This window comes from Xanthomonas albilineans (genome assembly GCF_009931595.1).
Taxonomy (GTDB): domain Bacteria; phylum Pseudomonadota; class Gammaproteobacteria; order Xanthomonadales; family Xanthomonadaceae; genus Xanthomonas_A; species Xanthomonas_A albilineans.
Genome location: NZ_CP046570.1, coordinates 843,032 through 867,747 on the forward strand (window position 1 = coordinate 843,032; position 24,716 = coordinate 867,747).

21 protein-coding genes and 2 pseudogenes are annotated in these 24,716 nt (G+C 64.4%); 14 read left to right on the forward strand and 9 right to left on the reverse strand.

Translation table 11 applies throughout. The features are described 5' to 3' along the window. The first annotated feature begins 92 nt into the window (after positions 1-92). Together XaFJ1_RS03660 and XaFJ1_RS03665 are read left to right on the forward strand one after the other, a co-directional pair. Positions 93-638 carry a YecA/YgfB family protein gene (locus tag XaFJ1_RS03660; RefSeq protein ID WP_012915316.1) on the forward strand — a complete coding sequence of 182 codons (546 nt, stop codon included), beginning with the start codon at positions 93-95 and terminating at the stop codon, positions 636-638. Further along, positions 638-1,963, forward strand: coding sequence for an aminopeptidase P N-terminal domain-containing protein (locus XaFJ1_RS03665; RefSeq protein ID WP_012915317.1), 1,326 nt, complete (start codon positions 638-640; stop codon positions 1,961-1,963). Before XaFJ1_RS03660 ends, XaFJ1_RS03665 begins: the two co-directional genes overlap by 1 nt. 36 nt (positions 1,964-1,999) lie before the next feature. Here XaFJ1_RS03665 and pepQ read toward each other — a convergent pair whose 3' ends face one another. The 6 genes from pepQ to rph all read right to left on the reverse strand — a co-directional run bounded on the left by pepQ (position 2,000) and on the right by rph (position 8,936). Continuing rightward, positions 2,000-3,322, reverse strand: coding sequence for a Xaa-Pro dipeptidase (gene pepQ, locus XaFJ1_RS03670; protein ID WP_012915318.1), 1,323 nt, complete (start codon positions 3,320-3,322; stop codon positions 2,000-2,002). A gap of 154 nt (positions 3,323-3,476) precedes the next feature. Next, on the reverse strand, positions 3,477-3,821 hold the full coding sequence (locus tag XaFJ1_RS03675; RefSeq protein ID WP_012915319.1) for a PilZ domain-containing protein: 345 nt from the start codon (positions 3,819-3,821) through the stop codon (positions 3,477-3,479). Beyond that, positions 3,818-6,133 carry a DUF1631 domain-containing protein gene (locus XaFJ1_RS03680; protein WP_425509567.1) on the reverse strand — a complete coding sequence of 772 codons (2,316 nt, stop codon included), beginning with the start codon at positions 6,131-6,133 and terminating at the stop codon, positions 3,818-3,820. The genes XaFJ1_RS03675 and XaFJ1_RS03680 overlap by 4 nt, the downstream gene beginning before the upstream one ends. Positions 6,134-6,284: 151 nt before the next feature. Next, the gene (hemW, locus tag XaFJ1_RS03685) at positions 6,285-7,508 is read right to left on the reverse strand and encodes a radical SAM family heme chaperone HemW (protein WP_045756739.1); all 1,224 of its coding nucleotides are present in this window, start codon (positions 7,506-7,508) and stop codon (positions 6,285-6,287) included. A 17-nt stretch (positions 7,509-7,525) separates the two neighbouring features. Beyond that, positions 7,526-8,125: an RdgB/HAM1 family non-canonical purine NTP pyrophosphatase gene (gene rdgB, locus XaFJ1_RS03690; protein WP_012915322.1), complete on the reverse strand. Its 600-nt coding sequence runs from the start codon at positions 8,123-8,125 to the stop codon at positions 7,526-7,528. Between the two features lie 85 nt (positions 8,126-8,210). Then, on the reverse strand, positions 8,211-8,936 hold the full coding sequence (gene rph / locus XaFJ1_RS03695) for a ribonuclease PH (protein WP_012915323.1): 726 nt from the start codon (positions 8,934-8,936) through the stop codon (positions 8,211-8,213). Between the two features lie 263 nt (positions 8,937-9,199). Between rph and XaFJ1_RS03700 the strand changes: the two genes are divergently transcribed. The 6 genes from XaFJ1_RS03700 (at position 9,200) to recG (ending at position 16,157) form a co-directional block, all read left to right on the forward strand. Then, on the forward strand, positions 9,200-10,060 hold the full coding sequence (locus XaFJ1_RS03700; protein ID WP_012915324.1) for a YicC/YloC family endoribonuclease: 861 nt from the start codon (positions 9,200-9,202) through the stop codon (positions 10,058-10,060). Between the two features lie 130 nt (positions 10,061-10,190). Further along, positions 10,191-10,817, forward strand: coding sequence for a guanylate kinase (gene gmk, locus XaFJ1_RS03705; RefSeq protein ID WP_012915325.1), 627 nt, complete (start codon positions 10,191-10,193; stop codon positions 10,815-10,817). A 112-nt stretch (positions 10,818-10,929) separates the two neighbouring features. Then, positions 10,930-11,229 (forward strand): DNA-directed RNA polymerase subunit omega, encoded by a 300-nt coding sequence (rpoZ, locus tag XaFJ1_RS03710; protein ID WP_012915326.1) that lies wholly within the window; start codon positions 10,930-10,932, stop codon positions 11,227-11,229. Positions 11,230-11,330: 101 nt separating this feature from the next. Beyond that, the gene (locus XaFJ1_RS03715; protein WP_012915327.1) at positions 11,331-13,502 is read left to right on the forward strand and encodes a RelA/SpoT family protein; all 2,172 of its coding nucleotides are present in this window, start codon (positions 11,331-11,333) and stop codon (positions 13,500-13,502) included. A gap of 114 nt (positions 13,503-13,616) precedes the next feature. Beyond that, a complete protein-coding gene (locus XaFJ1_RS03720) occupies positions 13,617-14,000 on the forward strand; it encodes a RidA family protein (RefSeq protein ID WP_012915328.1) in 384 nt (127 codons plus the stop codon). A 9-nt stretch (positions 14,001-14,009) separates the two neighbouring features. Continuing rightward, positions 14,010-16,157 (forward strand): ATP-dependent DNA helicase RecG, encoded by a 2,148-nt coding sequence (gene recG, locus XaFJ1_RS03725; protein WP_012915329.1) that lies wholly within the window; start codon positions 14,010-14,012, stop codon positions 16,155-16,157. Positions 16,158-16,309: 152 nt separating this feature from the next. Here recG and XaFJ1_RS03730 read toward each other — a convergent pair whose 3' ends face one another. Both XaFJ1_RS03730 and XaFJ1_RS03735 read right to left on the reverse strand, forming a co-directional pair. Beyond that, entirely contained in the window at positions 16,310-16,840 is a 531-nt protein-coding gene (locus tag XaFJ1_RS03730) for a hypothetical protein (RefSeq protein ID WP_012915330.1), read from the reverse strand. Further along, positions 16,841-17,027: pseudogene (locus tag XaFJ1_RS03735) on the reverse strand (IS3 family transposase); the annotation flags it as partial. An 11-nt stretch (positions 17,028-17,038) separates the two neighbouring features. Between XaFJ1_RS03735 and XaFJ1_RS03740 the strand changes: the two are divergent. After that, positions 17,039-17,251 (forward strand): annotated as a pseudogene (locus XaFJ1_RS03740) (integrase core domain-containing protein); the annotation flags it as partial. Between the two features lie 94 nt (positions 17,252-17,345). Here the strand turns inward: XaFJ1_RS03740 and XaFJ1_RS03745 are convergent. Beyond that, on the reverse strand, positions 17,346-18,278 hold the full coding sequence (locus XaFJ1_RS03745) for a carbohydrate kinase family protein (RefSeq protein ID WP_012915332.1): 933 nt from the start codon (positions 18,276-18,278) through the stop codon (positions 17,346-17,348). Between the two features lie 257 nt (positions 18,279-18,535). Here XaFJ1_RS03745 and XaFJ1_RS03750 point away from each other — a divergent pair, with 257 nt between their 5' ends. From XaFJ1_RS03750 to rodA, 5 genes are all read left to right on the forward strand, one after another. After that, the gene (locus XaFJ1_RS03750; protein WP_012915333.1) at positions 18,536-19,582 is read left to right on the forward strand and encodes a rod shape-determining protein; all 1,047 of its coding nucleotides are present in this window, start codon (positions 18,536-18,538) and stop codon (positions 19,580-19,582) included. 186 nt (positions 19,583-19,768) lie between these two features. Further along, a complete protein-coding gene (mreC, locus tag XaFJ1_RS03755) occupies positions 19,769-20,932 on the forward strand; it encodes a rod shape-determining protein MreC (RefSeq protein WP_012915334.1) in 1,164 nt (387 codons plus the stop codon). After that, on the forward strand, positions 20,929-21,414 hold the full coding sequence (mreD, locus tag XaFJ1_RS03760; protein ID WP_012915335.1) for a rod shape-determining protein MreD: 486 nt from the start codon (positions 20,929-20,931) through the stop codon (positions 21,412-21,414). Before mreC ends, mreD begins: the two co-directional genes overlap by 4 nt. Before the next feature lies 1 nt (position 21,415). Continuing rightward, entirely contained in the window at positions 21,416-23,476 is a 2,061-nt protein-coding gene (mrdA, locus tag XaFJ1_RS03765; RefSeq protein ID WP_012915336.1) for a penicillin-binding protein 2, read from the forward strand. Beyond that, complete coding sequence (gene rodA / locus XaFJ1_RS03770; RefSeq protein WP_012915337.1) at positions 23,473-24,579, forward strand: rod shape-determining protein RodA; 1,107 nt, start codon at positions 23,473-23,475, stop codon at positions 24,577-24,579. Before mrdA ends, rodA begins: the two co-directional genes overlap by 4 nt. Positions 24,580-24,716: the final 137 nt, after the last annotated feature.

The window sequence follows — 24,716 nt, forward strand, 5'->3', positions numbered from 1 at the left end:
CAAGGTGTGTTCGGATTGTTACACTGGTCAGTCATCCAGTCCGCTGTCGGCCTCCCGAGCCGGTGGCAAGCCCCCCGACAGGCCCTGTATCCATGACCGAACTTCCCACTGCCGCCGAGATCGTCAATGCCAGCCAACAACTGGGTTTGGCCGCATCCGCGGCCGAGCTCCACGGTGCCCTGTGCGGCTGGCTGGCGGGCGGCGGCGCCGACCTGCCCGCCTGGCCAGCGGCGGTATTGGCCGATGCCGACATTGCCACGCCGCGCCGGGGTGATGCCTTGGACCAACTGCGCGAGGCCACCGTGGCGCAGTTGCAGGACCGCGATTTCGGTTTCGACCTAGTGTTGGCCGAGCCTGGGGCGCCGTTGCTCGAACGTGCCGATGCGTTGTTCGAGTGGTGTCGTAGCTTCCTGGGCGGTTTCGGTCTTGCCGCAGGCGCCAAGCCGCCGCTGTCCGAAGAAGGGCTGGAGGCCTTACAGGACTTGGCGCGGCTGGGGCAGACCAGTAGCGAGGACATAGACAGTGGCGACGAGGAAGAAGAAGCGCTGTCCGAAATCGAGGAATTCTTGCGGGTGGCGGTGCTGCTGCTGCATAGCGACTGCGTGCTCGGTCCGCGTCACCGGCAGCGTTTGAACTGATGAAGCGGCTCACCGGGATTGGCGCAGCCGAATACGCGCGCCGGCGCCGACGGCTGATGGACATGGCGGGCGAGCAGGCCATCCTGGTGTTGCCGAGCGCGCCGGAGCGGGTGCGCAGTCACGATACCCATTATCCGTATCGCCAGGATTCGGATTTCTGGTACCTGTGCGGGTTTCCGGAGCCGGAGGCGATCCTGGTGTTGGTGCCCGGCCGTCGTCATGGCGAGGCGCTGCTGTTCTGCCGTGAGCGTGACCCCGAGCGCGAAGCTTGGGACGGCCCGCGTGCCGGCCAGGAAGGCGCGGTGGAGGACTATGGCATGGACGACGCCTACCCGATCGAGGATCTCGACGACATCCTGCCTGGCCTGCTGGAAGGCCGCTCGCGGGTCTACTACCACTTCGGCCGCGATGTTGATTTCGATCTCAAGCTGATCGGTTGGGTCAAGCGCGTGCGCGAGCAGGTGCGGCATGGTGCGCAGTTACCGCATGAGTTCCTGGAGCTGGGCCATCTGCTGCACGAGCAGCGCCTGTTCAAGTCGCGCGGCGAGATCGCGCTGATGCAGGTGGCTGCCGACCTGAGCGTGGCCGGGCACCGCGCGGCGTGGCGGGTGGCGCGGCCCGGACTGCACGAATACCAGTTGCAGGCCGAGATCGAACACGCGTTCCGTGCAGGCGATGCCTGTCCCGCCTACGGGAGCATCGTCGGCAGCGGCAGTAACGCCTGTGTGCTTCATTACCACGCCAATGCCGCGCGCCTGCGCGACGGCGATCTGGTGCTGATCGATGCGGGCGCCGAGTACCGTGGCTATGCCGCCGACATCACCCGCACCTTTCCGGTCAATGGTCGCTTCAGCGCCGAACAACGCGCGCTGCACGATCTGGTCGGTGCGGCCCACGCGGCGGCGCTGGCGCAGGCGCGGCCGGGCGTAGCATACGAGGCTGGGCACCTGGCTGCGGTGCAGGTGCTGACCGAAGGTTTGCTGCGGCTGGGTTTGCTCAAGGGCAGCTTGCAGCAGAATCTGGCGAGCGGCGATTACAGGCGTTTCTACCGGCACAAGACCGGGCATTGGCTTGGCCTGGACGTGCACGACGTCGGCGACTACAAACTGGCGGGGGCATCGCGCCTGCTGGAGCCGGGCATGGTGTTCACCATCGAGCCGGGGCTGTACGTCGCCCCCGACGATCAGGACGTGCGTGCGAAGTGGCGCGGCATCGGCATTCGCACCGAGGACGACGTGCTGATCACCGATGATGGCCACCGCGTGCTGACCGACGCACTGCCGCGCAGCGCCGAGGAGATCGAAGCGGTGATGGCGACGGATTGATGCGGCGCATGCGCTGCGTTCGACCGGTGCGGCGGTTCAGGTCGCCGCGAACGCCGGACGCGTCAGGTTCTCCGGTTCGTCCTCGGTGCACACCACCTCGTCCTCGATGCGGATGCCACCGTAGGGCTTGAATTGCGCCACCCGCGTCCAGTCCACGCTGGCGGCGTGGCTGGTCTGTTTCAGCGCGTCCAGCAGCATGTCGATGAAGTACAGGCCCGGTTCGATCGTGACCACCATGCCTGGTTCGAGTGTGCGGGTCATGCGCAGGTACGGGTGGCCGTCGGGCCGCTCGATGCGGCCGCCGCGGTCGCTGGCGGCGAAACCGCCGACATCGTGGACCTGCAGGCCGATCGGATGACCGAGGCCGTGCGGGAAGAATGTGGCGCTGACGCCACTGGCGACCGCGGCTTCCGGCGACACCGTGAGAATGCCGAAGTCTTTCAGCACACCCATTAGCGCCAGGTGCGCGTCCAGGTGCAATTGCTTGTAATCCACGCCAGCGCGCACGTTCTGGCCCATGCGTTGTTGCGCGGCGTCAACCGCATCGATCAGCGCCTGGAATTCGCTGTCGGCGTCGGCAGCGTAGGTGCGGGTGATGTCGCTGGCGTAGCCGTGCGCGCAGGCGCCGGCGTCGATCAGGAAGCTGCGCAGTGGCGTTGGTGTCTGCCGTTGTCGTTCGGTGTAGTGCAGCACGGCGCCGTGTTCGTTCAGCGCCACGATGTTGCCGTAGGGCAGCTCGGTCGCATCCTGGCCGACGGCGGCGCAATAGGCCATGTGGATTTCGAACTCGCTGCGGCCTTCGCGGAACGCCGCTTCGGCGGCGCGGTGACCGCGCACCGCCAGTTGTTGTGCCTGACGCATCAGCGTCAATTCGTAGGCCGTTTTGTAGGCGCGGTGGTAGTCCAGATAATCCAGCACCGCCTGGGGATTGTTCGGGATGTAATCGCCGAGTGCGCTGTGTGGTTCGCCGAGAATCGCGCAGCGCCCCGGCGGTGGTAGCAATGCCAGTGCTTCTTCCGGGCTGCGGATGATGTGGATGTCGCAATGTTCCACCCACCAGCCGTTGGGTGCCGCTGGTACTGCGTGCCAGTAGTCGTGTGGTTGGTGGAAGATCACTTGCGGGCGCTGTCCTGGCGCGTACACCAGCCAGCTGTTCGGCACTCGGGTGAGCGGTAGCCATGTCTTGAACTGTGGATTCACCGCATAGGGATAGTCGCGGTCGTCGAATACTTGGTAGTGCAGGTTGCCGCTGGGTATCACCATGTACTCGAAGGCGCCGCGCGCCAGCGCCGTGTCGGCGCGGTGCGACAGTGTGCGCAGATGGTTGGCGTACAGGGCGCTGAGGGCGTGCTGGAGCATGGACAGGACTCGGTCGGCGTGGATCAACGAGGGCGCAGTGTGCCGCAATTCAGTGGTAGGGATTCGGCGCCCTGCGACTAAGACCACGGATGTCGTCGCATGAAGGCGCAAGCCGACGCCTCTGCGCGTGTCGTGGAGTATGGAATGGATGAGGTCAGCCGTTGGGCGTGGCGTTGTTAACCCATTGTCGTAACAGGTCGCGGTGCGCGGCGGAGATGGTGAGAAAGCAGAAACCGGCCCAGGCATGGCTTGACGCGTGCGAGGCTTCGCTCCACAACAGGTGTGCGCCCACGTCGATCTGCACCTGGCGGTCGGTTTGCGGCATCGTGAAGCGCAATTGGTACAGCGCGTCGTCGTGCAAGTGGGCCGATGCCAGCAGCAGCATGCCGTGTTCGGACACATTGCCGAGGCGACCGATCACCACCTCTTCCATCATGTCCAGGACCGGCACCATGTCCGGCACCGGGCGGCGCGGCGAGCGGCGGGCTTCTGCGATCATGCGTCCTCCAGGGAGGTGTTCGGCGCAATTGTGCCAGCGAGTGTTCGCAGCGTGTGTATAGCCGCTTGCCAGGCACGGTCGATCAGGTGTGTACGGTTTACGGTGATAATGCGTGCCTGGCCCTGCGCCAATAATCTGGCGAGTCCATCCAGTGAATAATCGGCGGTTTTTTGCCCGCGTTGATTGACGAATAGCGCGCGTTCTGTGGTCGGGCTATACCACGACAAGCGTTGTCGTTTCAGGTTGTACTGCTGGTTGGTGACGAACGCGAACCATGTGCCGAACGGCAGGCTGAGCAGATGCTCGTAGGCCGCTTGTTCGTCCTGCGTGCGTGGCTGCAAAGGCGGTTCGTTGTCTTCGCTCTGCGCGCCCAGACGCGCGCGGGGCTCCGGCATGGTGTCAGATCCAGACAGTGCCGTCGATGTCTCTGCCCCGCCGGGCGTGGACAGAATGCGGGCGATGGCCGCAGCCTCGTCCTGGTGATAGCCGATCTGCAGCAAGTCGTTGCACACAGCATCGGTCACGGCAGTGTCGGGTGCTTCATCGGTGCTGCTGGTGATCTCGGCGATGCGTTCGCTGAGCCGCTCGCGTTCGCGCCACGCATCGGAGTCTTCGCCTTGGCGCAGCAGCGTTAGTACCAGGATATCGGACCATGCCTGTTGCAAGAGTGTCTGCACCACGTATGGCGGTTGCCAGGCATTGCACAGTCGTTCCAGGCTACGGCCCGCCGTCTGCTTGGCCAGCGCCAGCCGTTCTTTGCCGCGTGCTGCTTCGATATGTCGGCGTTCGGCGATCTCCGCCTTGTGTGCCAGGGTGCGGCAATGCGCCTGGATTTCTTGGTGCGCCTGTTCGAAGACCGTGACATGGTCTTCGTATTCCTCGACGACCCGATCCACGGTCTTGTTCAACTTCAGCAGCAACTGTGCATCGATGTCCTCGTCGCCGAGCCAGAGCAGGCTGGATTCGGCCACCGCATTGAGTAGTTCGCGTGCTGGATGCCGGTCACACACGAAGAGCGTGGGGTCTTGCAGCGCCGCGCGTACCAGCGGCACCTGCAGGCGCTCAAGCAGCAATGCTGCTGGCGTGCCGCTACGCACCTCGCGCTCGATCTCGCCGTACAGCAGGCCGAGCAGATCGAAGATGTCGGCGTCGTGGCAGGCCAACGTGGCCTGTGGACCGTGCGCGCTGCGCAAGACGTTCAACAGTGCCGTCTGCACGTCGCGGATATGGCGACGTCCGCGCAGCCCACCCATGGTGCTGTGCGCTGGCGGCTGCGCTTGCAATTCGCCCAGTGCTTGCAACAGTGTGGTGGTTGGAATGGCGACCCTCCTGGGGTGGGACGCGTCGGCCTGCGCGGAGGGCATGGTGGCGATCTGATCGGTCGCTGATATCGCCGTGGCAGGGGTGGCATTCCTGCGTGCGGCCATTAGCAAGCTGCGTAGCGTGGTCAGGTCGACCGGCGCATCGATGGTTGACGCGGTGATCGATTGTGCTGGCATCGCCGGTGCGGTCGGTGCGGTCGGTGCGGTCGGTGCGGCGATGGCATGGCCGTCTGTCGTGATCGCAGTGCTGTGGGAATGGCTTGCAGCTCTCGTCTGGCCGATGAACGGATGGGGGTTGTCGGGTGCGCGTGCTGCGCTGCGTGCGTCGACCGTCGCTGTGGGCGACGACGTGCGCATTGGGTACGGCCGGTAGACCAGTCCAGGCAGTACGCCAGCGTCGGTTAGGAGGTCATTTGCCCGTTCCACGATGGTGGCGTAGTGCGTCAGGACATGGCGCTCGAACGCGCGGTATAGCGCGAGTTGTGCGTCCAGCCCCATCTGCAGTTCCTTGCCGGCCTCGCGCAGCATGCGGCACAGCGCCTGTGGCCCCATTGGCAGCTGTTTGGCCTCGAACGCAGGGCGTGCGGCGAGTACGCCGAACCGCTGGCCGAGCAGTTGCAATGGAATATGGGTGCGGATCGCCTCGCGTCGGGCAATTTCGTGCAGCACGATGTTGCAGTCGATATCCACGTCGGAGACCAAGGTCAGGGCCTGCATTGCAGCGTTGGTCGTGGCTGGCTGCTCCGACTGGACGGACGCCGGAGTGGTGCGAATCGTGGCTAACGCGGTTTCCAGTTGCGCTCGGAACACCGGGCCGAAGTGCCCGCGTTGCGCGCGCAGGCTCTGCGCATCCTGATGGCTGTCTTGCCGCAATTGGCCGTTGTGCCCGTGTTCGGCTTGGTCGAACAGTACTCGCTCCAGCTCATCCAGGGTCGCTTGCAGTGGTGCTTCCAGCGACTGCCGCAGCAGCGCGTTCAGGGATGTCAGCAAATGACGCACGCGCGTCGGTAAGACGGCGCTAGCAAGCGTCGCCGGGGGACCCGACAAGGTTGCAGACAGGGGCATCCTGTGATCGTCGTTTTTTACCGAGGGCGGTATGTAACACGTTTCTGCCGGCGCAACCATGCCGGCGGTGGTCTGTTCAGGACATGAATAGGGCGATGACGTCGTTGGTGAAACGCCGCCCGAGTTCGGTCGGCATCACCTTGTCGTCGTTCACCTGCAACCATTGGCATGCCTGCGCGTGTTGTAGTGCCGGGGCGATGATGGCCGGCGCTAGCCCGGTACGCGCGGTAAAATCGCGCAGCGCGAAACCGTGGTTCAGACGTAGGGCGTTGAGCATGTATTCGAAAGGGCGTTGCTTTGGCTCGATCCAGTCGTCGCCGCCGATCGCCGCCGGCGTTCCGGCTGCGGCCATGAAGGCTTGCGGATGCTTGTGCTTCCAACGACGCAGGATGCGCTGCTCGGCGCCGGAACTGATCTTGCCGTGAGCGCCGGCGCCGATGCCCAGGTAGTCGCCGAAGGTCCAGTAGTTGAGGTTGTGCACGCAGCGCTCGCCTTCGCGTGCATAGGCGCTGACTTCGTACTGTGCGTAGCCGGCTGCGGCCAGCAGCGCTTGGCAGTGTTCCTGCATGTTCCAGGCGTCGTCGTCCTCGGGGATGCCCTGTGGCGGCCGCGCCGCGAACAGTGTGTTCGGTTCCAGGGTGAGCTGGTAGTGGCTGATATGAGTCGGCTGCAGCGCCATTGCCCGCGTCACGTCGCGCTCGGCCTCGGCCAGAGTCTGTTGCGGCAACGCGTACATCAGGTCCAGGTTGAGGTTGGTGAAGCCGGCGTCCTGCGCCAGCTTCACCGCGCGCTCGGCCTCGGCGCTGTCGTGGATGCGGCCCAGGCGCTGCAATGCCGCATCGTCGAAGCTCTGAATGCCGAAGCTGAGCCGGTTGACCCCAGCGGCCAGATAGCGGTCGAAGCGGCCGTGTTCGGCGGTACCCGGATTGGTCTCCAGGGTGATCTCCAGGCCCGGAGCGAAGCGCAGACGCGCACTCGCCGCCTCCAGAAAGCGCGCGATGGCCTCGGGCGGGAACAGGCTGGGGGTGCCGCCTCCGAAGAACACGCTGTGTACCACCCGGCCCCACACCAGCGGCAGATCCTGGTCGAGGTCGCGGATCAGCGCGTCCACGTAAGCATCGAACGGCAGCGCGCCTTTGGCCGCATGCGAGTTGAAATCGCAGTAAGGACATTTGCGCACGCACCAGGGCAGGTGGACGTACAACGACAGTGGCGGTGGCAACAGTCGCGTTGCGACATCGTGCGCGCGATGGTCCGCGCATGACGCATCCGATGGGGGCTGGCAGTGGTCGTGCGACATGGCGAATGGGCGTGATGTCAGTGCGACATCAGTTCGGCCAGCCGCTGCTTGAGTTGCTGCAGCGCGATGGCGCGGTGGCTGATGCGGTTCTTCAATGCGAGCGACATTTGCGCGGCGGTCTGGTTGTGTTCGGGATCGAGGAACACCGGGTCGTAGCCGTGTCCGCCGGTGCCGGCGCGGGCCTGGGCGATGCGCCCGCGCCAGCGGCCCTCGACCAGCAACGGTTGCGGGTCTTCGGCATGTCGCAGCAGCACCAGCACGCAGTAGAAATGCGCGCCGCGCTGCGCCTGCGGCACCTCGCGCAGGACGTGCAGCAGTTTGTCGATGTTGGCCTGCGCATTGCCGTGTTCGCCGGCGTATCGCGCCGAGTACAGGCCTGGTGCGCCGTGCAGCGCGTCCACGCAGATGCCCGAGTCGTCGGCCAGTGCCGGCAGGCCAGTGATGCGGGCGGCATGGCGTGCCTTGAGCAGCGCATTCTCGATGAAGGTCAGGCCGGTCTCGTCGGCATCATGCACGCCGAGTGTGGATTGCGCGACCAGTTCCACGCCGACATCGTCGAGCAGGGCGTGCAGTTCTTCGAGTTTGCCGGCGTTGCTGCTGGCCAGAACCAGTTTCATGGTGTCGGCTCCATTGGCTCCTTGGTGTTGCCGTCGACAGCGCGCAACGCCGCGACGATCAGGCTGGCCATGGTCATGTGCGGGTTCATTGCGCCAGCGCGGCGCGCTGCGCCGCCAGCAGCTCGCCGATGCCGCGCTCGGCCAGCCCGAGCAGCGCGTCCAGTTCGTCGCGGCGGAACGCATGGCCTTCGGCGGTGCCCTGTAGTTCGATGAAGCCGCCGCCATCGTTCATCACCACGTTCATGTCGGTATCGCAGTCGCTGTCCTCGGCGTAATCCAGGTCCAGCACGGGAACGCCACGGTAGATGCCGACCGACACGGCGGCGACGGCGCCGAGCACCACCGGCTTTTTCAGTTCACCACGCTGGCGCAGCCAGTTCACCGCGTCCACCAATGCCACGTAGGCGCCGGTGATGGCGGCGGTGCGGGTGCCGCCATCGGCTTGCAGTACATCGCAGTCCAGGGTGATGGTGCGCTCGCCCAGCGCGTTGCGGTCCACGCAGGCGCGCAGCGCGCGGCCGATCAGACGCTGGATCTCCAGCGTGCGGCCGCCTTGCTTGCCGCGCGCCGCTTCGCGCTCGGAGCGCGAGTGGGTCGCGCGCGGCAGCATGCCGTATTCGGCAGTGACCCAGCCTTCGCCCTTGCCGCGCAGGAAGCCCGGCACGCGGTTGTCGACGCTGGCGTTGCACAGCACGCGGGTGTCGCCGAAGCTGACCAGGACCGAGCCCTCGGCGTGACGGGTGAACGCGCGCTCGATGCGGACCGGGCGCAATTGCTCGGCCGTGCGGCCGCTGGGACGGGAAAAAGACATGCAGGGGATCCAGAAGTGTGGTGAGGCCGTGTGCGGTAGGTGACCGTGTTGGTGCGGCGGAGACGGGCGCTGGAGTGTGTGGTGGAGGTTGAGGTGAGGAGGATCTGGTGCGCGCGCCGTCTTTTCTTCGATGCGCACCGGACAGTTGCCCGTTGGTGGGGGATATCAGGGGCACGGCGTCGCTGGCGACCAACGTAGCTCGTTTCCAAGCGCAATACCCGCACTAGGGTACCATTCGCGCTTTGCTCGTACGGGGGCTTCGCATGATCCGCAGCATGACCGCCTTCGCTGGTGCCGAGCGCATCACGCCCTGGGGGACGTTGGGGTGCGAGTTGCGTTCGGTCAACCACCGTTTCCTGGAAGTGGGCGTGCGCCTGCCGGAGGAACTGCGTGCGCTGGAACCGCAACTGCGCGAGCGCGTGGCCGCGCGCATTAGTCGCGGCAAGCTGGACTTGATGCTGCGTCTGCGCGCGCCCGACACGGCACAGACATTGGCGGTGAACGACACGCTGGTCGAGCAGTTGGGCATCCTCGCGCAGCGGCTCGGCGTGCGTTTCCCGCAGTTGCGGGTGCAGTTCGTCGATCTGTTGCAACTGCCCGGCGTGTTGCAGGGGCAAGTGGTGGACCCGGCGTTGCTGCAGGCGCAGGCGCTGGAATTGCTGGACGAGGTGCTGGCCGAATTCGTTGCCGCCCGCGAGCGCGAGGGCGGCAAGCTGGCCGCCGCGATCGTCGAACGGGTGGACGCGGTGGAGCGCATCGCCGGCGAGGTGCGGACCCTGATCCCGGTCATTCGCGATGGTCAGCGGGCCAAGTTGGCGGCGCGCCTGGCCGACCTGTCGCATCCGGTCGATCCGGGGCGGGTGGAGCAGGAGCTGGTGCTGTGGCTGCAGAAACTCGATGTGGACGAGGAACTGGATCGGCTCGGCAGCCACATCAAAGAATTGCGCCGGGTGCTGTGCCAACCGGAACCGGCTGGGCGGCGCCTGGATTTTCTGCTGCAGGAATTCAACCGTGAAGCCAACACGCTGGGCTCCAAATCGGTGGATAGCCGCACTTCCAACGCTGCGGTGGAACTGAAGGTGTTGATCGACCAGATCCGCGAGCAGGTGCAGAACCTGGAATAGGAAGGCGACGGACTGCATGGCGGCACCGCCCGTTTGCGACGGCTCCCTCCAATCCCGGTAGCATATCCGCCCCGTAGGTATGGCCCGCGGGCCGTTTGCGACTTCGTCTTCCCAATCGAATCTTGATCCTATGCGTGGCACCCTCTACATCGTCGCGGCCCCTTCCGGTGCCGGCAAGAGCAGCATTGTCAACGCGACCCTGGCGCGCGACCCGCAGATCGCGTTGTCGATCTCGTTCACCTCGCGCGCGCCGCGCCCGGGCGAACGTCATGCCGAGCATTATCACTTCGTCGCTGCCACGGAGTTCCAGCGCATGATCGAGGCCGGCGATTTCTTCGAATATGCCAGCGTGCATGGCGACTGGAAGGGCACCGCGCGGCAATCGGTGGAGCCGCAGTTGGCTGCCGGTCGCGATGTGCTGCTGGAGATCGACTGGCAAGGCGCGCGTCAGGTGCGCGCCAAGGTGCCCGACGCGGTCAGCGTGTTCATTCTGCCGCCGTCGCGGCAGGCGCTGGAGCAGCGCATGCGCAAGCGCGGTCAGGACAGCGAGGCGGTCATCGCGCAGCGGCTGGCCGCCGCACGCGAGGAGATGTCGCACTACGCCGATTTCGACTACGTCATCGTCAACGAGCATTTCGATACGGCGGTGGACGAGATGTGCGCGATCTTCGTCGCCAGCCGCCTGCGCCGCCTGCCGCAACAGCAGCGCCATGCCGGGCTGATCGCGACCCTCCTGCAGGAATCGCCAACTGGCTGATTCCAAAGGAAACTGAATGGGGTTAGGTTGATTTCGGGCGGGTGTCGCCCTACAATCGCCGCCCTTTCCCTCATTCCAACGCGTGGCCGTCGCCGGCCCGCCGGGAGCCCGCATGGCCCGCATCACCGTAGAAGATTGCCTGGAAGTTGTGAACAACCGTTTCGAATTGGTCATGATGGCGTCCAAGCGCGCCCGCCAGCTTGCCAACGGCGTGCAGGCCACCCTCGACAACACCGACTCGTCCGACAAGCCCACCGTGCTGGCGTTGCGCGAGATCGCCGCGCGCAAGATCGACAATGCGCTGATCGATCAGGTCGAGAAAGCAGAGCGCGAGCGCGCCGAGCGCGAAGCACTGGAATGGGCCGCCGCCGAGGTCGTTGCCGACGAGGACATGTCCAAGAACGACGACTGATCGCGCTGCCGCGCTGCGATCGTTCGACGAGCAGCCCGCATCCGCGGGCTGTTTCGTTTTTACGGTTTGCCGTCCACGCGCCGCTGACATAGTCTTTGCCCATGAACCCAGGTCCCCCCGCCCAGGTCGCCAGTGCCGCGCCGTCACCAGTCGATGCGTCAGTCCCCGACTATGTCCTGCAACTGGAGCGCAGCGCCAGTTATCTGCCTGCCGAGCAAATACCGTTGCTGCGCCGCGCTTGGGAAGTCGGTGCGTCCGCACATGCCGGGCAGACCCGCAAGTCAGGCGAACCCTATATCACCCATCCTGTGGCGGTGGCGGGGGTGTTAGCCGATTTGGGTCTGGACGTGGAGGCGCTGATTGCGGCCATCCTGCACGACACCATCGAGGATACGCCGTTGACTCGCGCCGAGCTGGCTGCCGAATTCGGCGAAGCGGTGGCCGAACTGGTCGATGGCGTCACCAAGCTGGACAAACTCAAGTTTCGCGACCGTCAGGAGGCGGCCGCAGAGAGTTTCCGTAAAATGCTATTGGCGATGTCGCGCGACCTGCGCGTGATCATGATCAAGCTCGCCGACCGCCTGCATAACATGCGCACGCTCGGCGCGCAGAGTGCCGAGGCGCGTGGCCGTATCGCTCGAGAGACCTTGGAAATCTACGCGCCGATCGCGCAGCGTCTGGGCATGAGCTTGATGAAGTCCGAGTTGCAGAATCTCGGTTTTCGCGCGCTGCATCCGTGGCGCCACGCGATCATCGAGAAGCATATCCGTAGTCAGCCGGTGGTGCGCCGCGAGTCGATGACCCTGGTGGAAGTACAGTTGTCGCAGCGCTTGGCCAAGGAAGGGTTGGAGCACCGTTTGGTCAGCCGGATCAAGACCCCGTGGAGCATCTACAACAAGATGCGCGACGAGAACAAATCCTTCGATCAGGTGATGGATGTGTTCGGCTTTCGGCTGGTGTTGCGCGGGGTATCCGACTGCTATCACGCGCTGGGCGCGGTGCATGCCACATTCAAACCGCTGGATGCGCGTTTCCGCGATTTCATCGCCATTCCCAAGGCCAACGGCTACCAGTCGCTGCATACGGTGTTGTTCGGTCCCTATGGCTCGCCCATCGAGGTGCAGATCCGCACCGAGGAGATGGATCTGATTGCCGAACGTGGCGTCGCCGCGCACTGGACCTACAAGTTCGGCGGCGACTCGCCCAACAACGCGCAGAGCCGCGCGCACGCTTGGATCGTCGAGTTGATCGAATCCCAGCGCGCTGCCGGCTCCTCGCTGGAGTTTCTGGATAACGTCAAGGTCGATCTGTTTCCGGACGAGGTTTATCTGTTCACGCCAAAGGGCAAGATCCTGGCGTTGCCGCGCAATTCCACCGCGCTGGATTTCGCCTATGCGGTACACACTGACGTCGGCAACCGCGCGGTGGCCTCGCGCGTGGACAAGAAACTGGTACCTCTGCGCACCAAACTGGTCAGCGGGCAGACCGTTGAGGTGATCACCGCACGCTCGGCCACGCCGAAGCCGCAGTGGTTGGAATTCGTGGTCAGTAGCAAGGCGCGCACCGCGATTCGCCACCAGCTCAAGCAACTCGAACACGAGGACGCGGTGCAGCTTGGCCACCGCATGCTCGACCGCGCGTTGGAGGCGATGGACAGTGCCTTGGAGCGCCTGCCGAAGGGGCGCCTGGATTCGTTCCTCAGCGAGCACCGCTACCCGCGCCTGGAGGCATTGCTGGCCGACATCGCGTTGGGCAACTGGATGCCGACCCAAGCCGCGCAGGCGCTGATGGCCTATGCCGAGTTGCGTGGCGGCGGTCATTCCAAGCATTCGCAGGAAAAGATCCTGATCAACGGGACCGAGCGCGGCGTGGTCAGCTTCGCCAATTGTTGCCAGCCGATTCCTGGCGACGAGATCATGGGCTATCACACCGCCGGCAAGGGCATCGTGGTGCACCGCCTGGATTGCCCGAACCTGGCCGAACTGCGCAAGTCGCCCGAGCGCTGGGTGCCGATCGATTGGGACGCCAGTGTCATCGGCGATTACGATACTGCCTTGGTCGTGGACGTGGAAAACCGCACGGGTGTGCTGGCGCAACTGGCCGCGGCGATCGCGCAGAGCCAATCCAACATCGAGCGCGTGGACTACCTGGACCGCGATTTCAATGCGGCGGTGCTGCGTTTCAATATCCAGGTGCGCGACCGCAATCACCTGGCCGAAGTGATGCGCCGGTTGCGACGTCTGAGTGCAGTGCAGAGCGTGCGCCGCCAGTAAGCTCGGGATGCGGGGAGACGGATTTTCTGCGAGCGCGTGGCAAGCGTATCGTTTGGGGCGTAGGACCCGCGTCCCGGCTAAACTACGCGGAGATTTCCCATCCTTGGAGTGGACATGTCTCGCCAGATCATCCAGACCGACCGTGCGCCGGCGGCCATTGGCCCCTATTCGCAGGCCGTACGCGTTGGTCATACCGTGTACTTTTCCGGGCAGATCCCGCTGGATCCGGCGACGGGCGAGATCGTCGTCGGCGACATCGTGGCGCAGGCGCGGCGCGCGTTCGACAACTTGCGGGCGGTGGCCGAGGCGGCGGGCGGCTCGCTAGAGCGCATCGTGCGCCTGGGCTTGTATCTCACCGATCTATCGCAGTTCGCGCAGGTCAATGCGGTGATGCAGGACTACTTCCAGACGCCGTTTCCCGCACGTTCCACCATCGAGGTCTCGGCACTGCCCAAAGGTGCCGGCTTCGAGGTGGACGCGGTGATGGTGCTGGACTGACCAGCGCTCGTGCCGCGGGTGCAGGTTCCGCCGCCGGCGCTGTCGGCGGCCGGCGAGGCGCCGCTGACGACGCTGCCCGGCGTCGGTCCCAAACTGGCGGAGAAATTCGCCGCGCGTGGTCTGTCCACGTTGCAGGATCTGTGGCTGCACCTGCCGCTGCGCTATGAGGATCGCACGCGACTGACGGCGGTGGCCGCGCTGCAGCCAGGGGTGCCCGCACAGGTGGATGTGTGGGTGCAGGCGGTGGATCGCGGTTTTCGCTACCGGCCGATGCTGCGTGTCGCGGTGGCCGATGCATCGCATGGCACCTTGGTGTTGCGCTTTTTTCAGTTCCGCGCGGCGCAGGCGGCACAGTTCGTGGTCGGTGCGCGCTTGCGTGCTTTCGGTACGCCCAAGCCGGGCCAGCATGGGCTGGAGTTCGTGCATCCGAGTTATCAGTTCCTCGGCGAAGGCGAGGAGGTGGCGCTGGGCGATCGTCTGGACCCGGTATATCCGGTGGTGGAAGGGGTCGGTCCGGCCACCCTGCGCCGACTGATCGGCCAGGCGCTGGATCGCTTGCCGGAAGACGCGTCGCTGGAACTGTTGCCGCCAGTGTTGCTGGCCGAACTCGGCTTGCCGTCCTTGCGTCACGCGTTGCTGGTCGCGCACCGGCCACCGCCGCAGGCCGATCTCGCCGCACTGGCCGCTGGTCTGCATCCGGCGCAGCAGCGGCTGGTGTTGGAAGAGTTGCTCGCGCACCACCTGAGCCTGCGTCGCCAGCGGATTGCCTTGCAGCGGCAGCCGGCGCCGTCGCTGCACAGTCGCGGACGGTTGGTCAAGCGCCTGCAGCAGTCGCTGCCGTTCCAGCTGACCGGTGCGCAGTTGCGGGTGTTCGCGCAAATTCGCGCCGATCTTGAGCGGCCGGCGCCGATGCTGCGGCTGGTGCAGGGCGATGTCGGCAGCGGCAAGACCGTGGTCGCTGCGATGGCCGCGATGCTGGCGGTGGACAAGGGCAAGCAGGCGGCGCTGGCGGCTCCGACCGAACTGCTCGCCGAGCAGCATCTGACGAACCTGCGTACGTGGCTGGAGCCGCTGGGAGTGCGTGTCGCCTGGTTGGCCGGCAAGGTCACCGGCAAGGCGCGCAGTAGGGTGTTGGCGCAGATCGCCTCGGGCGAGGCGCAGGTGGTGGTCGGCACGCATGCGTTGATGCAAGCGGCTGTGACATTTCACGATCTGGCGCTGGCCATCGTCGACGAGCAGCACCGCTTTGGCGTGCACCAGCGTCTGGCGCTGCGCGACAAGGGCGCCTCGGGCGCGGGCGTGCCGCACCAATTGGTGATGACCGCCACGCCGATCCCGCGCACATTGGCGATGGCCGCCTACGCCGATCTGGATGTCTCGGCGATCGATGAATTACCGCCGGGTCGCACGCCGGTGCAGACCATCGTGCTCAATGCCGAGCGCCGTCCCGAGTTGGTGCAACGCATTCGCGTGGCCTGCGCCGAAGGCCGTCAGGCGTATTGGGTATGCACTTTGATCGAGGATGCCGAGGACGCCGAGACATCCGCGCAGGCCGGTGCCGGCAATCGGCTCGAGGCCAGTGCCGCGCAGGCCACCTTCGAGACCTTGTCGGCGCAATTGCCGGAACTGCGCGTGGGCCTGGCCCATGGACGCATGAAGTCGGCGGAAAAGCAGGCGGCGATGCGCGCCTTCAAACAAGGCGAGATCGATCTGCTCGTCGCCACCACGATCATCGAGGTCGGCGTGGACGTGCCCAACGCTTCGCTGATGATCATCGAGAACGCCGAGCGTCTGGGATTGGCCCAACTGCACCAGTTGCGTGGCCGGGTCGGACGCGGTGCGGCTGTCTCCAGTTGCGTGCTGATGTACCAGGCACCGTTGTCGGCGATGGCGCGGCAGCGGTTGGAAACCATGCGTCAAACCAACGATGGTTTCGTGATCGCGGAAAAAGACCTGGAATTGCGAGGCCCTGGCGAGTTGCTGGGAACGCGCCAGACCGGCTTGGCGGCGTTCCGCGTGGCCGATCTTGCGCGTGACGCGGGATTGCTGCCGCGGGTGCATGCGTTGGCCGATCGGCTGCTGGACGCATCGCCTGCACTGGCCGACCGCATCGTCGCACGCTGGGTCGGCGGCGCGGTGCGGTTCGCGGCGGCTTGATGGGTGGCTCAGAACCAGGATTTTTCGGCTAGAGCGTGTTACGAACTTCCGCGTCACCGAATAGCCGCCTATGCTGCACCGCCGACATCGGCAATGCGGCGGTCCGTGGCAGGATGGACCGCCGCGCGTATCAGCGGTTGTTAGCTGGAATTTTAATTGGTGATGTAGATATTGTTTTTAATATTGAAATATACTTCGTTGCTGTTATTCACAGTATAACTGCTCAGAAATACATTGGCCACAGCACTATTGGCTCTGCAGTCGGACGTACTCATCCCACGCGCGCTGTAAGTGAAGCCGTATAGGACCTTTGCTCCGTCTGGGACTACACCGAAGCCACCAGTGCCATCCGGCGGCGGCGCGGTCACTTGGATGCACGCCCATCCGCCATGGTTATTAACGTTTTGTATGTAAATAGCTTTCACGGCGGGGTTGAAATTTAGCGTGTAAGTCGGCACCGCCGTGGTCTGGCCTGCGCTAGCCGATGCGGCGACGCCGGCCGTCAGTGCGAACACACTGCACAACGCGGCTTTATGGAAATGACGAATGGTCGAATGTGTTGTTATGATGATCGCCTTCAATTTGGAAAGGGATACGGCCTGTTTGCCAACTGTTCGGGGGCGCAGCGTCAATGCATGGCGCTGGTCATTATTACTATGAATTGACCAGTGTTCCGTAGACATTCATGGCCCTCGTTGCGCGTAGCGCCGCTCCAACTCTACAGGTGATATGTCGCCATTTGAACCATGGCGGCGTTTGGGGTTGTAGAACATCTCGATATAGTCGAAAACCTCGGCCCGTGCGGTGTCCTTGGTTGGGATAGACTCGTCGTCCGATCCGCTCGCGTTTGAGCAGGCCGAAGAAGCTCTCCACGGTGGTACAACGCGCTGGCCGGAACGATCAACGGCTTGTACAAGGCTGAGGTGATTCACCGGCGCTCATGGCGCAACCGCCAGGACGTCGAACTGGCCACGCTCGATTGGGTGGACTGGTACAACCACAAACGTTTGCTGGGGTCGATCGGGAACATTCGGCTAGCAGAAGCCGAAGCGGCTTACCATCGACAACAAGCCGGTTACGCCGAAGCGGCGTGACTCAAACCAAACAGCCTCCCAACTTTTCGGGGCGGTTCAGGGTGAAGCCGGCCTGGATGCCGCAGCTTTGCGCAGATGATCGCTGACGTCGGCCCTACAGCGCGTAGCCGAATTGCTGCTTGAATTGGTCGTTGAAGTCGTTGAAGTCGAAGCGCTGGTTCTGTGTGCCGTGGTGCTCGACTTTCAAGGCCCCCATCAGATTGCCCATACGCCCGATGGTCAGCCAGTCGCAGCCGCGTTGCAGGCCGAAGATCATGCCGGCGCGGAAGGCGTCGCCGCAGCCAGTCGGGTCGACCACGCGGCGTTCGTGTGCAGGCGGAATGTCGTAGGTCTTCTCCGCCGTGTGCACCAGCGCACCCTTCGGACCTTGTGTGGCGATGTAAGCTTGCACGCGCGAGACGATGTCGCGCTCGTTCCAGCCGGTGCGCTCCTGCAGTAGATTTGACTCGTAGTCGTTGACCACGACGTAGTCGGATTGTTCGATGAAGGTGCGCAGTTCCGCGCCGTTGAACAGTGGCATGGCCTGGCCTGGGTCAAAGACGAAGGGGATGCCGCTGGCGGCGAACTCCTCTGCATTCTGGATCATGCCTTCGCGCCCGTCCGGACCGACCAAGCCCAGGGTTACCCCGGGCACGTCTTTGACGTGATTCTCGTAGCTGCGCATCATCGCGCCTGGGTGGAAGGCGGTGATCTGGTTGTTGTCGTGGTCGGTGGTGATGAAAGCCTGTGGGGTGAACAGCCCGTCGATCACTTTGACCTGAGACAAGTCGATGCCCAGCGACTGGAAATGTTCGCGATAGGGGCCGAAATCCTCGCCTACCGTGCCCATCGGGATCGGCTGGCCGCCGAGCAGATGCAGGTTGTAGGCGATGTTGCCGGCGCAGCCGCCGAACTCGCGGCGCATCCGTGGCACTAGGAACGAGACGTTCAGGATATGCACCTTGTCCGGCAGGATATGGTTCTTGAACTGGTCCGGGAACACCATGATGGTGTCGAAAGCAAGAGAACCACAGATCAATACGGACATCGGGCAGGCCTTGGCGAAGGGATGAACCCGTATTCAGACGGGCGAGGCGTGGCATCGCCCCGGCGCAAAGGGTAACGGCTGCGGCCGGGCAGGGCTACCATCGCGAGGACGTGGTCTCCAAAAGGGCCGAGTAGTATGCGGTTTGGCGTAGAATTTCCTTGCCCGGTCCGTGGGCGGTTGCTAGGCTAGCGAACTTCGTTTTTTGCCCATTTTTTCGCCATTCGGCGACAGCGCGCGCCCCAGGACACAATTTCCAGATGTTCAAGAAACTCCGCGGCATGTTCTCCAACGACCTGTCCATCGATTTGGGCACGGCCAACACCCTCATTTACGTGCGTGGTCAGGGCATCGTGCTGAACGAGCCGTCTGTGGTGTCGGTGCGGCAGGACCGCGCGATCGGCGGGACCCGCTCGGTGGCCGCCGTCGGTGCCGAGGCCAAGCAGATGCTTGGCCGCACCCCGGGGCACATCACCACCATTCGCCCGATGAAGGATGGCGTCATCGCGGATTTCACCTATACCGAGGCGATGCTGAAGCACTTCATCAAGAAAGTGCACAAATCGCGCTTTTTGCGTCCCAGCCCGCGTGTGCTGGTGTGCGTGCCTGCGGGTTCGACCCAGGTCGAGCGCCGTGCAATTAAGGAATCGGCCGAGGAGGCCGGTGCCCGTGATGTGTATCTGATCGAGGAGCCGATGGCGGCGGCGATCGGTGCCGGCATGCCGGTCACCGAGGCACGCGGTTCGATGGTCATCGATATCGGCGGCGGCACGACCGAAGTGGCCGTTATCTCGCTGAACGGCATCGTCTACTCGCAGTCGGTGCGCATCGGTGGCGATCGTTTCGACGAGTCGATCACCAACTACGTGCGCCGCAACCACGGCATGTTGATCGGTGAAGCCACCGCCGAGCGCATCAAGCTGGAGATCGGCTGCGCTTACCCGCAGTCGGAGGTGCAGGAGATGGAGATCTCCGGCCGCAATCTCGCCGAGGGCGTGCCGAAGATGATCAAGATCAACTCTAACGAGGTGCTGGAGGCCTTGCACGAGCCGCTGTCGGGTATCGTCTCTGCGGTCAAACTGGCGCTGGAACAGACCCCGCCGGAATTGTGCGCCGATGTCGCCGAACGGGGCATCGTGCTGACTGGCGGCGGCGCGCTGCTACGCGATATGGACCGGCTGATTTCCGAGGAAACCGGATTGCACGTGCAGGTCGCCGACGATCCGCTCACCTGCGTGGCGCGCGGCGGTGGTCGTGCGCTTGAGTTGGTTGACATGCACGGCAACGAGTTCTTCGCCCCGGAGTGATGGCCGAGGCCGGAAATGGGCGATCGGCGACGGTGGTATTGCGTGGATGGGCTGGGGGCTCGCCCAGGGATGGCGCCTGTTGCCTCGTGTGTCTGCGCACCTGATCCTGGCTGGGTCGCGTGCCCGCGATGCGCCCGCTTGTTGTGTTGTTCCGATGTTCTTTTTTCCGACTTCCGGCTCTGATCCGTGCCTCTTTACGCCGGTCCTCCCGTCACTGCCCGCCCTGGCGAATCCACGAGTACGCCGCGTTTGTTGGCGTATTTGGCGATGGCGCTGATGTTGATCGTACTCGACACGCGTGTCGATTGGCTGGCCCGTTTACGAGGTCAGGCGACGGTGCTGGTGCAGCCGATCTGGGCATTGGTCGGCCTGCCCGGGCGGCTGGGCACACAGGTGCAGGAAAATGCCGCCAGTCATGCGCAGTTGGTTAGGGAGAATCGTGCGCTGCGTAACCAATTGCTGATCGCCAAGGCGCGCCTGACCCGTTTGCAGACCGCAGCATTGGACAACGCGCAGTTGCGCGAGTTGCTGGGTGTGGCCGAGCGCCGTGGACTGGACGTACAACTGGCGCCGATCCTGGATATCGATCTGGATCCGACCCGGCAACGCTTGGTATTGGACGCTGGTAGCCGTGACGGCGTGCGTGTCGGTCAGTCGGTGATCGACGCCGGTGGTCTGATGGGCCAGGTAATCGCGGTGACGCCACTGCATTCCACCGTCCTGCTGTTGACCGATCCGGACCATGCGGTGCCGGTGACGGTGGCGCGCAATGGGGAGCGCCTGATCGCCTATGGTCGTGGTGGGAGCCTGGAGTTGCGCGACATCCCGCTCAGTGCCGGGGTCGAAGTGGGCGATGAGATCGTGACTTCCGGCTTGGGCGGCCGCTTTCCGGCCGGTTTCCCGGTCGGTACTATCTCCACGCTGCGTCCCGACGACACCCATGCCTTCCTGGTCGGTGAGTTGAAGCCTGCGGCGAAGCTTGATCGTGGGCGGGATGTGTTGTTGCTGAAGCCGGGGCTCGTCGACAAGCCGAGGCCAGGAGGTGCGTCGGTGCCGGTTGAGCAGCAGAACACCGAGCGCGTCGCGGCGCCAGCGACGCATGCGTCTGATTTCCAAGCCGCCGCTGCGGCCCGTATGCCCCTGTCTGGCACCCAGGTTGCGGCCCAGGCCCATGTCTCGGGGAGTAATGCTCCACGAGCAGATTCCTCCCGTGTCCCGGCTTCGTCCCCGTCCTCAACGGCCAACCCGCAGTCCGCAGGCTCAACCAACGCTCCGCGCCCCGTGCTCCGCGTTCGGAATCCGACTCAGATTCCCTCGGCAGTGCCGGCGCAGCAGGAGCCGCCGCCATGAGCCGTCTACGCAGCAGAGGCTGGGTTCTGCCTGTCAGCGTGATCGTGGCCCTGCTGCTGGGCCTGATGCCGCTGCCACTGGCGGTACAGCCGCTGCGGCCATACTGGCTGGCATTGGTGCTGGCGTATTGGGTAATCGAGACGCCGGACAAGATCGGCCTTGGTTTTGCGTTTGTGGTCGGGGTACTCACCGATCTTCTGTACGGTGGAGTGTTGGGCGAACAGGCCTTGCGGCTGGTGATCCTGAGTTTCATCCTGCAGCGGTTCCGCGCGCGTATCCGCTTCTTCCCGATGTCTCAGCAGGCGCTGGTGATCGGCGGGTTGCTGCTCAACGATCGCATCGTCGCTGCGGCGGTGCATTTGTCGGTCGGCGAGCCGACTCTGCCGTGGCGCTATTGGTGGGCGCCGCTGTTGGGGATGCTGCTGTGGACGCCGTTGTTCGTGCTGCTGGATAGGCTGCGGCTGGGCCGTCGGGGCAAGTAGCATGGCCCTGAACACGCGCCACGCGCAAAAGAATCCGCATGCCGAGGCCGAGCAGTTTCGGCGCCGTGCGGCGCTGGGTTTGCTGGGGGCGTTGCTGGCATTGCTTGGCTTGGGCGGTTGGTACTTCAAGCTTCAGGTACTGGACCACGATGTCTACGCCACGCGTTCGGACGCCAACCGGATCAAGCCGCGGCCGGTGGTGCCTGGGCGCGGCATGATCTACGACCGCAACGGCCGCCTGTTGGCCGAAAACCTGCCCGCGTTCCGGCTCGACGTGACCCCGGACAAGGTGGCGGACATGGACGCGCTGTTGGCCGCATTGGGCAACGTCATTGCACTGTCGCCCGATGACATCGAGCACTTCCAGGCCGCGCGCAAGGCGAGCCGCAGTTTCCGTCCAATCACCTTGAAACTGCGTGTGAGCGAAGAGGAACGGGCGCGTTTCGCCGTGGATCGCTGGCGCTTTCCGGGCGTGGAGCTGGAGCCGTATCTGACTCGCCACTATCCCTATGGCGACCTGTTTGCGCACGTCATCGGTTACGTCGGTCGTATCGACGAGAAGGATCTGGAGACGCTGGGGGAGGGCAATGCGGCACTGACTCACATCGGTAAATCGGGGTTGGAGCGGTATTACGAGGAACAACTGCGCGGCCAAGTCGGTTACGAACAGGTCGAGACCAACGTACAGGGCCGTGCGATTCGTACCGTCGGTCGGGTGCCTGCGCAGTCCGGCGCCGATCTGCGCCTGTCCATCGACGCCGATCTGCAACGCGCCATGGTTGCCGCGTTCGGTGACTATCAGGGGTCGGCGATTGCTCTCGATCCGCGGACGGGTGAGATCTTGGCGATGGTCAGTCTGCCGGCTTACGACCCAAATCTATTCGTCAACGGCATTTCCCACGCGGATTTTCAGGCGCTCAACAGCGATCCGTCGCGGCCGCAATTCAACCGGCTGGTGTTGGGTGGCGTGGCCCCTGGTTCGACGATCAAGCCGTTCATGGGCCTAGCGGGTCTGGAGAGCGGTACCCGTCGCCCGGAGGACAAGATCCTGTCCACCGGCATGTTCTATCTGCCAGGTGTCAGCCGTGGCTGGGGCGACTCGCATCGGGGCGGGCACGGTTGGACCGACCTGCGCAAGTCGATCGCGCAATCGGTGAATACCTACTATTACAAGCTGGCTGTCGACATGGGCATTACCAAGGTCGACCATTACATGGGCCGCTATGGTTTTGGCAGTCCGACCGGCATCGACCTGATCGGCGAGACCGGTGGCATCGTGCCGTCGCCGGCCTACAAGGCGAAGAGTCGCAAGGAAGCGTGGTACCCGGGTGATACGGTCAACATCGCTATCGGCCAGGGCGACTGGAAAGTGACGCCGCTGCAATTGGCGCGTGGGGTGGCCGGGATTGCCGACGGTCGGTTGCGCACGCCGCATCTGGTGATGGCCACGCGTGCGGCCTTCGATCAGCCATGGAAGCCGATAGCGATCGGGCCGGGCAAGCCGATCAGCGACAATCCTGGCAACCTACAGGCGGTGCGCGAAGGCATGATGGACACCATGCGCCCAGGCGGTAGCGGTTATTCCATCACCGTCGGTGCGCCCTACCAGATGGCGGGCAAGACCGGTACCGCGCAGGTGGTCAGCCGTAAGGGGCTGGCTGCGGTGGATCCGCGCAACCTGCCGATGCACCTGCGCCACCGTTCGCTGTTCGAGGGCTTTGCCCCGGCAGACCATCCGACCATCGCCCTGGCGATCGCGGTGGAGGGCGGCGGTTACGGCGCCAGCACCGCTGCGCCGATTGCGCGCAAGATATTCGATGCTTGGCTGCTCGGACGGCTGCCTGCCGGTATCGAGCCGTTGGATAGTCTGCGCGGTGCCACCGCATTCGGCAGCCGGCTCTACTATGCCGAGGATCCGCGTTCGCGTGCCGCCGCCGACGCGGTCGCGCTGGCCGCCGGCGAGCGCCCGGTGCTGATCGGTCAGGCCGAGGTGGATGCCGCGGCAGTGCCGTTGCCGTCGGCACCGCCGCCGATACCCGACGAGATCCCGGACGAACGATGAAGGATTTCCTGCGCTGGCTGGTCGAGATCGGTGGCCGTTTCGCCAGTACCCTGGACTGGGTGCTGTGCCTGGCCCTGGGCGCGCTGATGGTGATGGGGCTGGCCGTGCTCAAGAGCGCTGGCGGCAACCATTTGGTGATGGCGCAGGGCGCGCGCTTTGCAATCGGAGCGGCGGCGATGTGGGGTCTGTCGCGGGTCTCGACGTTGCGTCTGCGTGCATGGACGCCGCTGATCTATACGTTTTCGATGCTGCCGCTGCTGGCCGTGTTCGTGCTGGGCACTGGCAAGTACGGCCGGCAATGGCTGAATTTGAAGCTGTTCTATCTGCAGCCGGCCGAACTGCTGAAGATCAGCATGCCGATGATGGTGGCCTGGTATCTGCACCGCATGCCGCTGCCGCCGCGGATTTTCACTGTACTGGTCAGCGGGATCATCATCGGCATCCCGACCGCGCTCATCATGTTGCAGCCGGATTTCGGCACTGGTGTGCTGATCGCCGCCAGTGGCGGTTTCGTGCTGTTGCTGGCGGGGCTGCCGTGGTGGTGGGTGGGTATCGCCGTCGGTGGCGTTGCCGCGGCGGCACCAGTGGCTTGGTACTGGCTGCTACGGCCTTACCAGAAAGACCGCATCATGATGTTCCTCAATCCGGAGAGCGACGCGCTCGGTGCTGGCTGGAACATCATCCAGTCCAAGATCGCGATCGGTTCCGGCGGTCTGTACGGCAAGGGCTGGGGCATGGGTTCGCAGTCGCATCTGAACTTCATCCCGGAGCAGACCACCGATTTCGCCTTCTCCGTGCTCAGCGAGGAATTCGGCTGGATCGGCGTAGCCACCGTGCTGACCCTTTACATGGTAGTGATCGGGCGCTGTTTGTGGATCGCTGCGCAGGCCCGCGACACCTTCTCGCGCCTGCTGGCTGGGGCCACCGGGCTGGCGTTCTTCGTCTATGTGCTGGTCAACGGCGGCATGATTTCCGGGGTGTTGCCGGTGGTCGGTGTGCCAATGCCACTGATGAGCTACGGCGGTACTTCGGCGGTGTCGCTGTTGGCCGGGCTGGGGTTAGTGATGGCGGTGAAATCCTACCGGCCGGTGCATGGTTACTGAGCGCTGACCAGTGTGTTTTCCTGGTATTGGGTTTCATCATGGCGTGTTCACGCCGTGCTGAATGATTGCAGCATGTGTCTGCCTCGATCACAATATCTCTTGGTGCGATGTGGTTATGATGATCCTCGCCGAGTTGT

What these genes read in the sequence shown, in the direction of transcription:
- rpoZ (WP_012915326.1), top strand. Translation starts at nt 10,930, where the DNA reads ATGGCCCGCATCACCGTAGAAGATTGCCTGGAAGTTGTGAACAACCGT.
- XaFJ1_RS03750 (WP_012915333.1), top strand. Translation starts at nt 18,536, where the DNA reads ATGTTCAAGAAACTCCGCGGCATGTTCTCCAACGACCTGTCCATCGAT.
- XaFJ1_RS03720 (WP_012915328.1), top strand. Translation starts at nt 13,617, where the DNA reads ATGTCTCGCCAGATCATCCAGACCGACCGTGCGCCGGCGGCCATTGGC.
- XaFJ1_RS03730 (WP_012915330.1), bottom strand. Translation starts at nt 16,840, where the DNA reads ATGTCTACGGAACACTGGTCAATTCATAGTAATAATGACCAGCGCCAT.
- XaFJ1_RS03665 (WP_012915317.1), top strand. Translation starts at nt 638, where the DNA reads ATGAAGCGGCTCACCGGGATTGGCGCAGCCGAATACGCGCGCCGGCGC.
- hemW (WP_045756739.1), bottom strand. Translation starts at nt 7,508, where the DNA reads ATGTCGCACGACCACTGCCAGCCCCCATCGGATGCGTCATGCGCGGAC.
- XaFJ1_RS03675 (WP_012915319.1), bottom strand. Translation starts at nt 3,821, where the DNA reads ATGATCGCAGAAGCCCGCCGCTCGCCGCGCCGCCCGGTGCCGGACATG.
- rodA (WP_012915337.1), top strand. Translation starts at nt 23,473, where the DNA reads ATGAAGGATTTCCTGCGCTGGCTGGTCGAGATCGGTGGCCGTTTCGCC.
- XaFJ1_RS03700 (WP_012915324.1), top strand. Translation starts at nt 9,200, where the DNA reads ATGATCCGCAGCATGACCGCCTTCGCTGGTGCCGAGCGCATCACGCCC.
- XaFJ1_RS03715 (WP_012915327.1), top strand. Translation starts at nt 11,331, where the DNA reads ATGAACCCAGGTCCCCCCGCCCAGGTCGCCAGTGCCGCGCCGTCACCA.
- XaFJ1_RS03745 (WP_012915332.1), bottom strand. Translation starts at nt 18,278, where the DNA reads ATGTCCGTATTGATCTGTGGTTCTCTTGCTTTCGACACCATCATGGTG.
- rdgB (WP_012915322.1), bottom strand. Translation starts at nt 8,125, where the DNA reads ATGAAACTGGTTCTGGCCAGCAGCAACGCCGGCAAACTCGAAGAACTG.
- mrdA (WP_012915336.1), top strand. Translation starts at nt 21,416, where the DNA reads ATGGCCCTGAACACGCGCCACGCGCAAAAGAATCCGCATGCCGAGGCC.
- XaFJ1_RS03660 (WP_012915316.1), top strand. Translation starts at nt 93, where the DNA reads ATGACCGAACTTCCCACTGCCGCCGAGATCGTCAATGCCAGCCAACAA.
- rph (WP_012915323.1), bottom strand. Translation starts at nt 8,936, where the DNA reads ATGTCTTTTTCCCGTCCCAGCGGCCGCACGGCCGAGCAATTGCGCCCG.
- gmk (WP_012915325.1), top strand. Translation starts at nt 10,191, where the DNA reads ATGCGTGGCACCCTCTACATCGTCGCGGCCCCTTCCGGTGCCGGCAAG.
- pepQ (WP_012915318.1), bottom strand. Translation starts at nt 3,322, where the DNA reads ATGCTCCAGCACGCCCTCAGCGCCCTGTACGCCAACCATCTGCGCACA.
- mreD (WP_012915335.1), top strand. Translation starts at nt 20,929, where the DNA reads ATGAGCCGTCTACGCAGCAGAGGCTGGGTTCTGCCTGTCAGCGTGATC.